This is a genomic window from Embleya sp. NPDC056575, from assembly GCF_042793325.1.
Classification (GTDB): Bacteria; Actinomycetota; Actinomycetes; order Streptomycetales; family Streptomycetaceae; genus Embleya.
This window is the reverse complement of record NZ_JBHTVA010000034.1, coordinates 1-14,157: the sequence shown is the minus strand read 5'-3', so window position 1 is coordinate 14,157 and position 14,157 is coordinate 1. Positions and strand designations below refer to the sequence as shown.

Sequence of the window (14,157 nt, the reverse complement as noted above, 5' to 3'; positions counted from 1 at the left end):
GTCATCGGGTGCGTTCGTAGTGGCGGCGTGCCTTCGCGCGGTTGCCGCAGACGGCCATCGAGCACCAGCGGGCGCGGTTGGCGCGGCTGCGGTCGAGCAGGAACAGCCGGCACTCGTCGTTGGCGCAGGGGCGCAGCCGGCCGGGCAGTTGCTCCTCGGTGGCGGCCCAGGCGAGAACCGCCTCGACGGCCGGCCGGGCGTGCGGTGGCGTCTGGACCGTCCACCGAAGACCGTCCGCGGTGATCTCCGGGACCCGGCGGACCCCTTCGAGCAGCGGGCCCAATGCGGCGGGCGGGCGTTTTCCGCGCACCACGTCCTGCAGGACGTCCCGCGCCTCGCGCAGCAGGGCCAGTTCCGCGAGGCTGCCTTCGCCGCCGTGCTCCCGGGCCCAGCGTCTGCCTTCGGCCGGGTCGCCGAGCGCGTCCTGTTCCTTGCCGTTGACCAGTGGCCTGCTGTTGAGCAGGTCCAGCAGCGTGTCCATCGGCACCGCTCCCTTCTAACCGGATCACGTCACTTGACAGGTTATCGCGGCCCGTGTTTGCATGACGAAGACCTAACCGAATCAAATACTTGAAGGGGTTAGAGATGAGCCCGGTGCACCACCGGACCGCCACCGTCGACGGCCATGAGATCTTCTACCGCGAGGCCGGTCCCGCCGACGCCCCCGCGATCGTCCTGTTGCACGGTTACCCGACCAGCTCGTTCATGTTCCGCGAACTCATCCCGCTACTGGCGGACGACTACCACGTCATCGCGCCGGACCATCTCGGCTTCGGCCACTCCGACGCCCCCCTCGTCGAGGAGTTCACCTATACCTTCGACGCCCTCGCCGAAATCACCTCCGCACTGCTCGACCACCTGGGCCTGGACCGCTACGCCCTCTACGTCCAGGACTACGGAGCCCCCATCGGGTGGCGCCTCGCACTCCGGCACCCCGAACGCGTCTCCGCCGTCGTCACCCAGAACGGCAACGGGTACGAGGACGGCTTCGTCGAGTCGTTCTGGACCGACGTGTGGGCCTACGGGGACAACCCCGGTCCCGACACCGAACCCGCCGTCCGCGCCGCGCTGGGCCTCGACGCCATCCGTTGGCAATACCTGCACGGCGTGCCCGACCCGAGCCTGGTCAGCCCGGACACCTGGGAGCACGACTTCGCCCTCGTCTCCCGCGAGGGCAACGACGAGGTGCAACTGGCGCTGTTCCGCGACTATCGGAACAACCGCCCGCTCTACCCGGCGCTGCACGAATTCCTGCGCACCAACGACGTCCCGGTGCTCGCCGTGTGGGGCCGCAACGACGAGATCTTCGGCCCGGCCGGCGCGCGAGCCTTCGCCCGCGACGCCGAGGACGTGGAGGTGCACCTGATCGACGGCGGCCACTTCCTGTTGGAGAGCCACCTGGACGTCGTCGCGAGTCATCTGCGCGGCTTCCTCGGGCGGGTGCTGGGATAGCGCGTTTCGCTACGCATGGAAGGTGTTCGGTTCCGACCCCGAGGTTGATGCCGTGCCAGGGTGGATGCGTGGTGAGGTCACCGCTCACGAGGTCGCGGGCGATCGATGGATATGTGGACACGGCAAGGAGCAATGGTGCAGGGAACGAGTGGCGCGCATGCGTTGGTGCGCACGTTGGTGGACAGCGATGTGCGGGTTTGTTTCGCGAACCCGGGCACGTCCGAGATGCATTTCGTGGCCGCGCTGGACGACCTGCCGCGGATGCGCGGGGTGCTGTGCCTCTTCGAGGGGGTCGCCACCGGTGCGGCCGACGGATACGGACGGATGACGGGGCGCCCGGCCGCGACGCTCCTGCACCTGGGGCCCGGGTTGGCCAACGGGCTCGCGAACCTGCACAACGCCCGCCGCGCGAACACCCCGGTGGTGAACGTCGTGGGCGATCACGCCATCGGCCACAAGGGTCTGGATTCCCTGCTGGAGTCGGATATCGACGCGCTCGCCGGCACGGTCTCCACGTGGGTGCGGCGTTCCACGACCACCGAGGCGCTGGGCGCCGACGCGGCCGACGCGGTCGCGGCGGCACTGACCTCCTTCGAGGGCGCCGGGGAGGTCGGACAGGACTCCTCCCGAACCGGCACGTCCGGGTCCGTCTCGACCCTCATCGTCCCGGCGGACCTGTCCTGGTCGGCGGGCGGCCGACCGGCTCGGCCGGTGAAGATACCCGCCCCTATCGCGCCTTCCGAACAGCACGTGCGCTCCATCGCCCGTGTGCTGCGCTCGGGAGAACCGTGCGTCCTGCTGCTGGACGGCCGGGCGTTGAGCGAGCGGGGACTGCGCGCGGCGAGCCGGATCGAGCGCGCCACGGGCGCACGATTGCTCTCGCGGAACTGGGCCGCCCGCCAACGCCGAGGCGCCGGGGTGCCATCCGTCGAACCCCTCGCGTACCGAGGCGAGCACATCACCGCCCAACTCCGGGACGCACGGCACCTCATCCTCTGCGGCGCACGCACACCGGTCACCTCGTTCGCCTACCCCGACCGCAGCAGTCTGCCGACGCCCCCCGATACCCGGGTGCACGTCCTCGCCGAGGACGAAGGCGCCGACACCGTACTGGCTTTGGAAACACTGGCCGACCACGTCGCGCCGGACACCGAGCCGGTCCTCGCCGAGCTGTCGCCGCCACCACTGCCGCGCGGTGAGCTGAGCGTCGACAACTGGGCGGCGGTCATCGGAGCCCTGCTGCCCGAGGAGGCCATCGTCTGCGACGAGTCCATCACGGCGGGCATGGCCACCCTCCACACGGCCACAGCCGGCTCACCGCCCCACGACGTGCTCGGGTTGACCGGTCTGTCGATCGGCCAGGGACTGCCGTCGGCCACCGGCGCCGCGATCGCCCGCCCGGACCGTCCCGTGATCTGCCTCCAGGCCGACGGCAGCGCCATGTACACCCTGTCCGCCCTGTGGAGCCACGCCCGTGAACACCTCGACATCACGACCGTGATCCTCAACAACAGCTCCTACGCGATCCTGCGCGCCGAACTGCAACGCGTCGGCGCCACCGCCGAGGCATCCGCCCAACTCTTCGACCTGTCCCGCCCCGACCTGGACTTCGTCTCCCTCGCGCACGGCATGGGCGTACCCGCCACCCGTGCCCGGACCGCCGAGGAACTGGCCCGGCAGTTCGAGCACGCCCTGTCCGAACCCGGCCCCCACCTCATCGAAGCCATGCTGCCGCCGCAGTTGTAGCCCGAGCGCTCACACGACGGCACCACGCGGCGGTCCGTCGAGTGGTGGCCGAGCCGAATCCGGGGGCGGAATCAGTGGCCCGGATCAGGCCCGGAGGCGGGGTCGGGGTGCCTGTTCGAGGAGCGTGTGCAGTTCCCGGGCGGCGTGGAAGTCGGGTGTGGTGTGCGTGCCTTCGCGAAGGTCGGCGGCGATCCGCTCGTACACCCGCGCGACGTTGGCCGCCTCGATCGGCAACGTGTCGGCGGAGTCCGGGTCGAGGGCGACGGGCGTCCACTCCGGCCGTTCGGCTCGGGACTCGTACAGGTCGAGTCGGCCGATCTGGATCTGCGCGGCCCACGGGTCGTGCTCGGGCGCGGAGGTCAAGAGCAGGTTCGACGCGGTGCCGGCGATCTCGACACGCGTCCCCGGAATGGCCGTGGCGCCGTCCCGCAGGTGCACGGACACGACCGCGCCGCCGTCGACTTCGGCGTGGGCGAGGAACTGGTCGGGCGCGGTGACGGCGATCGGCGCGCCGGTTTCGGCGACACGATGCCCTTCGGTACGTATGGCCGTACGCATCGACGGGTCGCGGATCGGTCCGAGCAGGAATCGCACGAGATCGAGGGCGTGTCCGCCGAGGACCTCGACCAGGCCGGCGCCGTTGCGGTGGTCGTAGGTGTAGGCCGTCCAGTCGGGGACGTCGCGGGTGTTGCCCTTGGCGCGGGAGCTGTACACGGTCGCCGACCGCACGGTGCCGAGCCGACCTTCGGCGATCGTGGCCCGCGCCCTGAGTACGGCCGGCGAGAACCGGGCCTGCAGGCCGACGGTGGCGTGGGCACCCGCCCGCCGCGCGGCGGCGGCGAGGGCGGCGGCCTCCTCGGCCGTGGTGGCCAGGGGCCATTCGCAGTACACGTGTTTGCCGGCGTCGAGCGCGGCGGTGACCAGCTCGACGTGTGCCGGCACCTTCACCGCGACCACCACGAGGTCGACGTCGGGATGCGCGGCGAGCCGGCGCGCGTCGGTGAACGCGTGGCGGGCGCCGAATCGCACGCGCGCGGCCTCCGCGCTGTCCTCGCGGGTGGTGGCGACGGCCGCGAGTGTGAAGTGCGCCGACGCGGTGATCGCGGGGATGTGCGCGCGGGCGGCCCATCCTCGATCCGGGTTCGCGCCGAGGATTCCGACGCCGATCGGCTCGGGCATGCTTGTACCTCCATAACCGGGTCACATTGTTCCGTTTATTTACGATAGCAGAACCGGAACATGCCGACCCGCTTCCTTGCCTCGCCCGGACCGGATCGGACCGATCCACGGCATACGGCCTAAGCTGCGGTCGTGCACGAATCCGCAGTCGCCGCGCTGCTCGCAGAGGGCGAGACCCGCCCCCGCGCGGACGCCCGACGCAACGTCGAGCGCCTGGTCGCCGCGACCCGCCGGGCTTTGGATGAACAGGGACTCGCCATCACCACCCGCGACATCGCGCAACGCGCGGGCGTGGGTCTGGGCACGCTGTATCGGCGGATCCCGTCATTGGACGCCCTGCTCGCCGCCATCCTCACCGACACCATCGACGAGATGACCGAACGGGCCCGGACCGCGCTCGACGCCCCCGACGCGTGGCAGGGGTTCGTCGAGTTCGCCGAGGCGTACGTACGGCTGCGCACGTCGAGCTGCGGCCTGCACGACGTGTTGTCCGGCCGCGGCGAGGACCGCCTGGACCTGGAGCCGCACATCGCCCGCCTCGGAGCGGCGGTCCGTCACCTGGTCCGACGGGGCCAACGAACCCGCGTCATCCGCGACGACATCGACTGGCGCGACGTCCCCTTCGTACTCGCCACGGCCATCCCCACCGATCACACCATCGGCCTCGAACCCAGCGCCGACCAATGGCGCCGAAACCTGCGCATCATCCTGACCGGCCTGCGCGCACCGGCCACCCCCGAGCCCCGCGGCACGGGGTAGGCACTCGTCGCCCCCGGACGTACCGGTCGAATCCCGGAACGAGCCGCGTGCGTGGACTCACCGTCGACCAAGGCGGCCGAACGTACCGGGACGCCGGTCATGCGAACGACCATTCCCAAGTGTGCCGACGGGCGGATCGCACGGCAGCCGGAACCGGTCGTTGCTGTAGACGAGCGCGAACTCCAGAAAGATCCGCGAGCTCGGCCATCGCGGCCGTCGACGTGGTGTCCACGCCCCGGTCGCGGAGTGCGCCTTCGTACAAGGCGACCGCTCAGCGGCCACACCACTATGGACACGCGCCGCGCGGCGCCCGGCGCGGGCCGCTCCGGGAGCGCAACGTATCGCCCTGGAAGGGACGTTGCGCCATGACGTGGCCGGCAACGGAAAACCGGCGGACCGAAGGGAGAGGTGATGATCGAAGACACGTTCACCACCGACGTTTTACCGAGGCAGGACCGCTGGGCAAGCTGGTACGACGCCGGAACCAAGTCTCATCTGCCGACGCTGATCCACACCGACCATCAGGACGACTTCCGGGGCTCGATACGCCGTCTCGATCTCGGCTCCGTGCAGATATCGACACTGACGTACAGTCCGCTGCACGTGACGCGGACCTCGAAACTGATCCGACGGTCGGACCCGGGCGTCTATTACTTCGTGTTCCCTCGGCTCGGACGGATAGGAGTCGCCCAGGCGGGTCGTGAGACAGTGCTGACGTCGAAGACGTTGGTCTACTACGACACCTCGCGACCCTTCACCGCGTGGGCGACCGCCGGAGCGGAGACGGTCGCCGGCTGCCTGATCCTGCAGGTGCCCAGAAAGCTGTTCCCCGTCCGAGCGGAGACTCTCGGCCCGCTCCTCGCGGCTCCCGTGGCGAGTCGGGACGGGCTCGGCGCGCTACTCGCCGGTCATCTCGACAGCTTGGTCGCGAACGCCGCCGGCTATACCCCGGCGGACGCCGCCCGTCTGGCGGCCATCACCATCGACCTGTCCGCCGCTCTGTGCGCACACGAGCTGGAATCCAACGGCACCTTGCCGCCGGAGACACATCGAAGGGCGATACAGGCACAGGTTCACGCGTTCATCCGAGCACACCTCGGCGACCCCGACCTCTCGCCGGACACCATTGCCGCAGCTCACCGAATCTCCACGCGCTACCTCTACAAGCTCTTTCAGGATCAGGGCCTCACGGTGGCCGATTGGATCCGCAGGAGTCGGCTCGAGCGCTGCAGGCGTGATCTGGCCGACCCCGCCCTGAGTTCGCGTTCGGTCCTGGCCATCGCGACCCGGTGGGGCTTCAAGGACGGAGCCAACTTCAGCCGCGTCTTTCGATCCGCGTACGGCATGCCCCCCGGACAGTACCGAAGCCATCATCACAGCGACGCCGTGCGCGAACGGACAACAACGGTGCGGGCCACGACAACGACTTCCTGACCACCTCTCGGCAAGCTGGTTCCCGCCAGGCGTCGGCCTTGCGATCTCGCGATGGTCGACTCCGGCCGGGGAGTGTCGTCCGCCGAGAGGACCGAGTCCCCTGGTCACGCGGAAAAGCCCCTCGACGACAAGGCTCGACAAAGGAGTTCTCGATGCTTCGGCCCGCAAGCCCCAACGATGTGGAAAGGATCGCGGAGATCTGGCAACGAGGTTGGCGCGATGGCCACTTGGGGCACGTTCCCGAGGCTCTCGTCGCCGTCCGCGGCGCGTCGTCGTTCAGGACACGGGCGCTGGAACGTATGGACGCCACGATGGTCGTCGACATCGATGGAGCGGTTGTGGGTTTCGTGACCGTGATCGACGACGAGGTGGAACAGGTCTACGTATCGAAGGAGCACCGCGGCAGGGGGGTGGGGGACCTACTGCTGACGCAAGCCGAGCACCTTGTCGGTGCCGGCGGCCATCGTCGGGCGTGGTTGGCCGTCGTGAGCGGCAACGCCCGGGCCCGCAGGTTCTACGCACGCAACGGCTGGGTGGACGAAGGCCTGTTCGACTATCCGGCCGACGCCGTGACGGGTCCGGTCCTCGTCCCCTGCCACCGGTACATCAAGCCTGTCGCGACCCGGCAGCACCGGCGAGGAGTCGCGGCGCCGCCGAGCGGGCATTCGGGCCCGGTGGGTGGCGGTTTCAGTGATCGAAGACGTCCGCCAACCGCCCCTCGACGGGAGCTTTGCGACGAGGGGCGGCACGGTCCGCAAGAAGGCACAGCCGCGCGGGGGTGAGTCCGGCCAGGTCACGGAAGTCGCGGTTCATGTGTGCCTGGTCGTGGTAGCCGCACGCGGCCGCCCGGTCGGCCAGTGACCGGCACGCGTCCGAGGGCAGAGTCAGCGCCCGTTGGAACCGCAGGATCCGGCTGACGGATTGCGGTGGGAGCCCGATCTGTTCGCGAAAAAGCACCTGAAGCCGCCGCGGACTCCGGCCTGTCGCCGCGGCCAGATCCCGGACGGACAACCGCCCGTGAGATGCGCGCAACCGACTCCACGCTTCCGCGACGATCGGCGACGGCGGCAGCGCGTCCACCATCCGCCGCGCCAAGGCGTCCTCGAGGACCGCCCAGCGCCCTTCCCAATCCGGCACCGCGACGAGTTGCTCGGTGAGTCCGGCGGACCAGCCGGCGCCCAACACCGCATCCGGGTGTACGTGATGGTCGGCCAGGTGGTGCAGCGGCAAACCCAGGCACATGTACGCGCCGAGCGGAGTGAACTCCACCTCGATCGCCTCCGCGACGCCTTCGTATCCACCCCTGATCGACGACAGCCGCAGACCGGCGAGCATCGCATGCCACGTCGTTCGCACCGCGGGCGCGCTCCGGGCCTCATGGACCAAGTGGAGCGGATTTCCCCACCCCAGGATCAACGTCACGGTGGCCGAGGGAAGAGTGAGCCTGAGCGGTCCCCGTCCCGTGGTGCGATGTCCCCTGAACATCACCACATGGTCGCGTAACCGTCCGGAGGGGCACCGCTCCGCGTATCCGCCCCCATCCTTCGAATCCGTGGACATTCCAACCTCCGTTACGAACATCGACCCGGCCCGAGAGTGCGCCTTCGTACAAGCCGACCACCCCGGCTCCGCAGCAGTCTTGATACCGCCCGCGTCGAACCCGGTCGCTCGAGGGGCAACAACCGCAACAGCGTTGTGGAGAGATGAATCGATCATGCCGTGATCACCGACGACTGACAACGGTTCGGTTCCGCCCGGTCGCGGTCCGACATTGAGCAAGACCTCGTGCGTCGCGGCGGCACGTTGACGTAGACGCATACGAACGACCACGGGAGTGCGAATGTTGGCGCGAGAATACGGATACCAGGTGTCGTCGCAGGCGGCGATCCACACCCCGGGCGTCCAGGACGAGTTGGTCCGCGGTCGGCGCACCGTGCTCATCGTCTACGCCGGAATAGCGGTACCCCTGGTAATCCTCCCGTTGACGACGGTGCTGATGTTCGCCGTCGACCTCGACACGCGGATTCACTACACCGTGATGGCCGTCTGCCTGGCGGTTGCTTTCGTGGCGGCGATGTTCAAGGGGCGGGCGGATCGGGTCGGTACGGGCGCGGTCCTGCTACGCGGCCAAGCCTGGCAGGTGTGGCCATGCCGCGTGGACGACATCGAAGGAAGGATCACCGAGCGACGACTGTCACTGCTCGCACCCGATGGGAGCGCGGCGGCGACGTTTCGGACAAAGATGCCCCAAAGCGTGTGGGTGGCGATGACCGACGGTCGCGGTGTCCTGTGGTGCGCCGGCGACCTGCGCTTCGACCTGGTCGTCGCCGCGGCCGGCGGAAGCCCGTTCTGGATCGCCACACCGGAGACACCACAACAACGAAACGAACAACACCCCCGCGACCTCGAGAGCTCCTCGCTCGACGTGCTGATCAGGGAGGCCAGGAGCAACGTCGTTCGGAACCTGTTCGGATAGCCGCCGCCCCCGGCGGCAACGGCTGCGTGGCATGCGGCCGACGGCGACGGCATGGCGGATGGTCCCCTGGATACCCGCCCTGCCGGCGTAGCGTTCCTTCCACGCTTTCGTCGGGGGTGTACCCTCTCGCCCCCGGTCGGTTCGCCATCGCGTGCTCAAGGGCCGAACGCCGCCACCTCGGTCGCGGTCGGCGGATCGGCGCCCGCGCGGGCGCAGGTCAGGGCGGAGATCAGGGACGCTTCGGCCAGCACGTCCGCCAGCAGGTCCGGGTGCAGGCGGGCGGCCGGGTCCTCGGTGCCCAGGACACCTCGGCGGCGGAGCGCGTCGAGCAGACCGGAGGTGTAGGCGTCGCCGGCGCCGACCGTGTCCACGAGCGTGACCGGGACCGCCGGGACGGAGACGGCGCCGGCCCGGCACAGACCGTACGAGCCTTCCGTGCCCAGTGTCACCACCACCATGGCCGGCCCGCGACCCAGCCAGTCGGCCGCCACGTCGGCGAAGTCGCGGGAGGGGTGGAGCCAGGCGAGGTCCTCCTCGCTCACCTTGACGATGTCGGCCAGTGCCACGAGCGACTCGATCCGGGCGCGCGCCGAAGCGGGATCGCCCATCAGCGCGGGACGGCAGTTCGGGTCGTATGACACGGTCGTGCGTCCCCGCCCTCGTCGCCGGGCTCGGGCGTGCTCGACGAGCGAGCGCACGAGGGACGCGCCCGGTGCGAGGGTCGCCGCGATCGACCCGGTGTGCAGGCAGGTGCAGTCCGTCATCGGGAGGGTTTTGCCCGGATCCCAGGTGACGTCGAAGTCGTACGACGCCGCTCCGGAACCGTCCACCCGCGCCCGTGCGACGCCGGTCGGACCGTCGTGCACCGATCCGGGGACCACGCTCACCCCGCTCGCCGCCAGGTGTTCGGCGAGCAGCGCACCGTGGGTGTCCCGGCCGAACGCGGTGACCAGGCGGACCGGCGCGCCGAGCCGCCCGAGTCCGACGGCGACATTGGCCGGACTTCCCCCGGGACGGGCCACCGGTGTACCGCCGTCGGACCGGACGAGATCGACAAGGCTTTCGCCCACCACGGTGATCACGGGCCGACCTCCCCGAAGCCGCGTGTACCCGGTCCGTTCGGAACGCGTCGCACGGGTGGCTCGTCGCCCCTCGGGAGCACGCGCGCTCCGTCGATCAGGTGCCCGCGCCGCAGTGCCTCGGCGGGCGCTGGTGCGGCGGGCAATCGGGGCAGCAGGGTTGCCTGTACGGCGTGGTAGGCGTCGGGTTTGCCGGACCACACGGTGGCCGAGGGCCGATTGTCGGCGTCCAGCTCGTGATGCCAGCTGCCGTGCGCCGGGTCCACGAAGAACGTCTCGGCGTGGGCCCACCAGGTTCGGTACCAGCGGTCGTAGTCGGGGTCGCCGGTCGCCTCGTGCAGCGCCGCGGCGGCCATGACGGCCTCGGCGAGGACCCAGTGCATGCGCGTGCGTACGACCGGTTTCCCGTCCCAGTCCACGGTGTACACGAAGCCCGCGCGGCCGTCGGCGTGCCAGCCCTCGCGCACCCCGGCGGCGAACAGCGCGGCGGCGTCGTCGAGCAGCCACCCGGGTGGATCGGGTACGCACGCGGCCAGGGAGACCAGCAGTCGAGCCCACTCGAACCAGTGCCCGACCGTGGCGGCGTACGGGCGGAACGGGTCGTCGAGGCGATCGCGGTTGTACTCGTACGCCGGGCGCCAGGAGACGTCGAAGTGCTCGATCAGCCGCCATGCGTTGCCGCGCGCGTGTTCGTGGACGACACGTTCGGCGATGCGCAGCGCGCGCGTTCGCCACACCGGGTCGCCCGTCGCGTCGGCCGCGGCGAGGAAGCCCTCCACGGCGTGCATGTTGCTGTTGGCGCCTCGATAGGCCTCGCACGAGGCCCACGCGCGGTCCCACGTTTCGACGCAGGCGTGCTCGGTCTCGCTCCAGAAACGGCGTTCGACGACTTCCAGGGCCTCGCCCAGGAGTTCGTCGGCGCCGGGACGCGCGGCGATCGAGGCGCCGGCGGCGGCGAGGACGACGAAGGCGTGGTCGTACGCGCGCTTTTCCGTGGCCACCGGCCGCCCGTCGCGGTGGACGGACGTGTACCAGCCGCCGTGCCCGGCGTCGCGCAGCAGGCTCGACAGCGCGACGACCCCGTGATCCACGAGCGGGGCGGCGTCGGGGACACCGCGCAGGTGGGCGAGGGCGAACACGTGGGTCATCCGCGCGGTGATCCACGTGTGCACGGTGTCGTCCGAGGAGGGCACACCGACGTCGTCGAGCCGGCCGAACCCGCCGTCGGCCAGGCGTGCGCCGCGGGCGAAGGCGATCAATCGATCGAACTCGGCGTCGAGCCACCGTGGTTCGCCGGGTGTTCCCGGCCGTCCGGTCTGCATGTCGGGTCTGACCTCGTTCCTGTCGCCGCGCCGAATTCCGGTCGCCGCGCCGACAACGGCGTGCGGGGGAAAGCTGGTGCCGGTGCTGTCCGGGGGGCCGTGCACGTTCCCCCGCGGCGATCGGCCGCACGGGCCGTCGGCGCGACGGGGGAGAGCGGTGGCCGCACGTCCGCGGATCGCCTCAGGGAGCGCGTCCGCGGGAGCCATGCCGAAGGGTTCGCCCCCGGATCCCGGACGCGACCGACTCTAGACAGCGACGTCCGTCCGTAACAACACCTCGCCGGAAATGTTTCTGAATCATTTGCAGGCGAAACGCTCTGCCATACCTCTGTGATCTGCATAAATGCCGTGTCGCGGTCATCCTGGCGAGGAAATACATCTGATGTACCGCTTGTGCTCGCCGGACCAAGGCTCCTAGAGTCCGGCACGTCGTGATGCGAGGCCGAAGGGACGCTCTCGGATGAAACTGCAACGGGTGGGACCTGTGGACCTGTCGTCGATCACCGCCGAGATCGACGGCCGCTTCCTGGCGGGCGACGGTGTGGCCCGGGCCCGGGCCCGGGCCCGAACCGCACCGGCCCGGGGCCTGCTTCCGGAACCGGACGGCACCGACCGACGGACCGGAGCCCCCGTTGCCCGCCCCGGCAAGATCGTCTGCATAGGTCCGAACCATCGCGATCACGCGCGGGAGACAGGTGCCGCCATCGACGGGCTCGGCACCCAACGGCAGACCTGCGCCGCGGCGTGAGAGGACGACCATGACCGAACTGACGGGCCTACGGGCCATCGTGACCGGCGGCGGCGCGGGAATAGGCCGAGCCACCGCCGAACTGCTGATCGAACGCGGTGCGAAGGTGGCCGTGCTCGACCTGACCCCCGGCGCACCGTCGCCATCCCGGGCCGGCTTCACCGCCGACGTCGGCGACGACGACAGCGTGCGCGCCGCGGTCGACACCGCCGTGGCCTGGCTCGGCGGCCTGGACATCCTGATCAACAACGCCGGAATCGGCGCCGAGGGCACGGTCGAGGACAACCCCGACGAGCAGTGGCATCGAGTGTTCGACGTCAACGTGCTCGGCGTCGTACGCACCACCCGCGCCGCGTTGCCGCACCTGCGCCGATCCGCCCACCCGGCGATCGTGAACACCTGCTCGGTCGCCGCCACCACCGGGCTGCCCCGACGAGCCCTGTACTCGGCCACCAAGGGCGCGGTCTACGCGCTGACCCTGGCGATGGCCGCCGACCACGTCGGAGAAGGCATCCGGGTCACCTGCGTCAACCCCGGCACCGCCGACACCCCATGGGTGACCCGACTGCTGGAACAATCCCGGGACCCGGCCGGCGAACTCGCCGCCCTCAACGCCCGGCAACCCCACGGCAGGCTGGTCGCCGCGCGGGAGGTCGCCGCCGCCATCGTCTACCTCGCCGGCCCCGCGGCGGGCTCGACCACCGGTACCGCGCTGGCCGTCGACGGCGGCATGGCCGCTCTCCGCCCACGACCCGCGGCCGGCTGACCCCCCGACCCCCGCCGGCCGACCCCGACGCCCGGCCGGACCGGCCGTCCCTCGCCGAGTGGTCCGGCCGGCCCCCGTGAGAGGCAACCCACGAAACCATGCGCAGCACATCCCTCGGCCGCACCGCCACCACGGTCACCGAACTGTCCCTGGGCGCCGCCCCCCTGGGCAATCTGTTCCACGCCATCGACGACGAGACAGCCGCGGCCACCGTCGACGCCGCCTGGGCGTGCGGGATCCGCAGCTTCGACACCGCGCCCCACTACGGACTGGGCCTGTCCGAACGCCGACTGGGACAGGCACTGCGCACCCGCCCGCGCGAGCAGTACACGCTCTCCACCAAGGTCGGCCGCCTACTGCGCCCGCGCACCGAACCTTCCGGGGACGACCTGGCGAACGGCTTCGCCGTCCCCGCCACGCACGAACGGGTATGGGACTTCACCGCCCGCGGCGTGCGCACGAGCATCGAGGAGAGCCTCACCCGACTCGGCCTGGACCGCGTGGACATCGTCTACCTCCACGACCCGGACAACCACCGGCGGCAAGCCCTCGACCTCGCGTACCCGGAACTGGAACGCATGCGCGCGGAGGGCACGGTCGGCGCCATCGGCGCCGGCGTGAACCAGACCGCGATATCGACCCGGTTCGTCCGCGACACCGACATCGACGTGATCCTGCTGGCCGGCCGCTACTCCCTGCTCGACCACAGCGGACTGGACTCGCTCCTGCCCGAGGCCGCACGCCGCGGCGTGTCCGTCCTGATCGGCGGAGTGTTCAACTCCGGCCTGCTGGCCGACCCCCGGCCGGGCGCGACCTTCGACTACGCCCCCGCCCCACCGCGACTGCTGGAACGGGCTCTGGCCATGAAAGCAGTGTGCGAGAGCTTCGACGTCCCCTTGCGAGCCGCCGCACTCCGATTCCCGCTCGGTCATCCCGCCGTCGCGGGAGTGCTGATCGGAGCGCGCGGCGCCGGCGAGACGGAGGACGCCGTCGCGATGATGGACCACCCCATCCCCGCAGGCATGTGGCGCGCGCTGCATGCCCGAGGCCTGCTGCCGACGGACGTCCCGCTCCCCGGCCCCCCGCCCGGATGAGGCCCGGGGACGACGTGTGAAGGGGCGGGCGCGCCGCGCCCGTGCGACGCGTTCCGAACGGACCGGGTACACGCGGCTTCGGGGAGGTCGGCCCGTGATCAC

At 70.6% G+C, this 14,157-nt stretch carries 13 protein-coding genes and 1 pseudogene; 9 read left to right on the top strand and 5 right to left on the bottom strand.

Annotation, left to right across the window (positions count from 1 at the left end):
• Window position 1 precedes the first annotated feature (1 nt).
• Window positions 2-481, bottom strand: coding sequence for a CGNR zinc finger domain-containing protein (locus ACFRCG_RS25900; RefSeq protein ID WP_380035494.1), 480 nt, complete (start codon window positions 479-481; stop codon window positions 2-4).
• Window positions 482-585: 104 nt separating this feature from the next.
• Here ACFRCG_RS25900 and ACFRCG_RS25895 point away from each other — a divergent pair, with 104 nt between their 5' ends.
• Window positions 586-1,452 carry an alpha/beta fold hydrolase gene (locus ACFRCG_RS25895; protein ID WP_380035491.1) on the top strand — a complete coding sequence of 289 codons (867 nt, stop codon included), beginning with the start codon at window positions 586-588 and terminating at the stop codon, window positions 1,450-1,452.
• A gap of 132 nt (window positions 1,453-1,584) precedes the next feature.
• The gene (locus ACFRCG_RS25890; protein WP_380035488.1) at window positions 1,585-3,198 is read left to right on the top strand and encodes an acetolactate synthase large subunit; all 1,614 of its coding nucleotides are present in this window, start codon (window positions 1,585-1,587) and stop codon (window positions 3,196-3,198) included.
• Window positions 3,199-3,282: 84 nt separating this feature from the next.
• Here ACFRCG_RS25890 and ACFRCG_RS25885 read toward each other — a convergent pair whose 3' ends face one another.
• Complete coding sequence (locus ACFRCG_RS25885) at window positions 3,283-4,377, bottom strand: Gfo/Idh/MocA family protein (RefSeq protein ID WP_380035485.1); 1,095 nt, start codon at window positions 4,375-4,377, stop codon at window positions 3,283-3,285.
• Between the two features lie 132 nt (window positions 4,378-4,509).
• Between ACFRCG_RS25885 and ACFRCG_RS25880 the strand changes: the two genes are divergently transcribed.
• The 3 genes from ACFRCG_RS25880 to ACFRCG_RS25870 all read left to right on the top strand — a co-directional run bounded on the left by ACFRCG_RS25880 (window position 4,510) and on the right by ACFRCG_RS25870 (window position 7,352).
• Window positions 4,510-5,136 carry a TetR/AcrR family transcriptional regulator gene (locus tag ACFRCG_RS25880; RefSeq protein ID WP_380035482.1) on the top strand — a complete coding sequence of 209 codons (627 nt, stop codon included), beginning with the start codon at window positions 4,510-4,512 and terminating at the stop codon, window positions 5,134-5,136.
• 411 nt (window positions 5,137-5,547) lie between these two features.
• On the top strand, window positions 5,548-6,570 hold the full coding sequence (locus ACFRCG_RS25875; protein ID WP_380035479.1) for a helix-turn-helix domain-containing protein: 1,023 nt from the start codon (window positions 5,548-5,550) through the stop codon (window positions 6,568-6,570).
• Window positions 6,571-6,722: 152 nt separating this feature from the next.
• Window positions 6,723-7,352 (top strand): GNAT family N-acetyltransferase, encoded by a 630-nt coding sequence (locus tag ACFRCG_RS25870; RefSeq protein ID WP_380035477.1) that lies wholly within the window; start codon window positions 6,723-6,725, stop codon window positions 7,350-7,352.
• Here the strand turns inward: ACFRCG_RS25870 and ACFRCG_RS25865 are convergent.
• Window positions 7,258-7,905 (bottom strand): helix-turn-helix domain-containing protein, encoded by a 648-nt coding sequence (locus tag ACFRCG_RS25865; RefSeq protein WP_380035474.1) that lies wholly within the window; start codon window positions 7,903-7,905, stop codon window positions 7,258-7,260. The two genes, ACFRCG_RS25870 and ACFRCG_RS25865, sit on opposite strands and share 95 nt — an antisense overlap.
• A 505-nt stretch (window positions 7,906-8,410) precedes the next feature.
• Between ACFRCG_RS25865 and ACFRCG_RS25860 the strand changes: the two genes are divergently transcribed.
• Entirely contained in the window at window positions 8,411-9,046 is a 636-nt protein-coding gene (locus tag ACFRCG_RS25860; protein WP_380035471.1) for a hypothetical protein, read from the top strand.
• A 155-nt stretch (window positions 9,047-9,201) separates the two neighbouring features.
• Here ACFRCG_RS25860 and ACFRCG_RS25855 read toward each other — a convergent pair whose 3' ends face one another.
• Window positions 9,202-10,128, bottom strand: coding sequence for a carbohydrate kinase (locus ACFRCG_RS25855; RefSeq protein ID WP_380035468.1), 927 nt, complete (start codon window positions 10,126-10,128; stop codon window positions 9,202-9,204).
• The gene (locus tag ACFRCG_RS25850) at window positions 10,125-11,447 is read right to left on the bottom strand and encodes an AGE family epimerase/isomerase (protein WP_380035465.1); all 1,323 of its coding nucleotides are present in this window, start codon (window positions 11,445-11,447) and stop codon (window positions 10,125-10,127) included. The genes ACFRCG_RS25855 and ACFRCG_RS25850 overlap by 4 nt, the downstream gene beginning before the upstream one ends.
• Before the next feature lie 460 nt (window positions 11,448-11,907).
• On the opposite strand from ACFRCG_RS25850, the pseudogene ACFRCG_RS25845 reads away from it, so the two are divergent.
• The 3 genes and pseudogenes from ACFRCG_RS25845 to ACFRCG_RS25835 all read left to right on the top strand — a co-directional run.
• Window positions 11,908-12,153: pseudogene (locus ACFRCG_RS25845) on the top strand (2-hydroxyhepta-2,4-diene-1,7-dioate isomerase); the annotation flags it as partial.
• A gap of 52 nt (window positions 12,154-12,205) precedes the next feature.
• Window positions 12,206-12,961, top strand: coding sequence for an SDR family NAD(P)-dependent oxidoreductase (locus ACFRCG_RS25840; protein ID WP_380035462.1), 756 nt, complete (start codon window positions 12,206-12,208; stop codon window positions 12,959-12,961).
• A gap of 98 nt (window positions 12,962-13,059) precedes the next feature.
• The gene (locus tag ACFRCG_RS25835) at window positions 13,060-14,055 is read left to right on the top strand and encodes an aldo/keto reductase (protein ID WP_380035459.1); all 996 of its coding nucleotides are present in this window, start codon (window positions 13,060-13,062) and stop codon (window positions 14,053-14,055) included.
• Window positions 14,056-14,157: the final 102 nt, after the last annotated feature.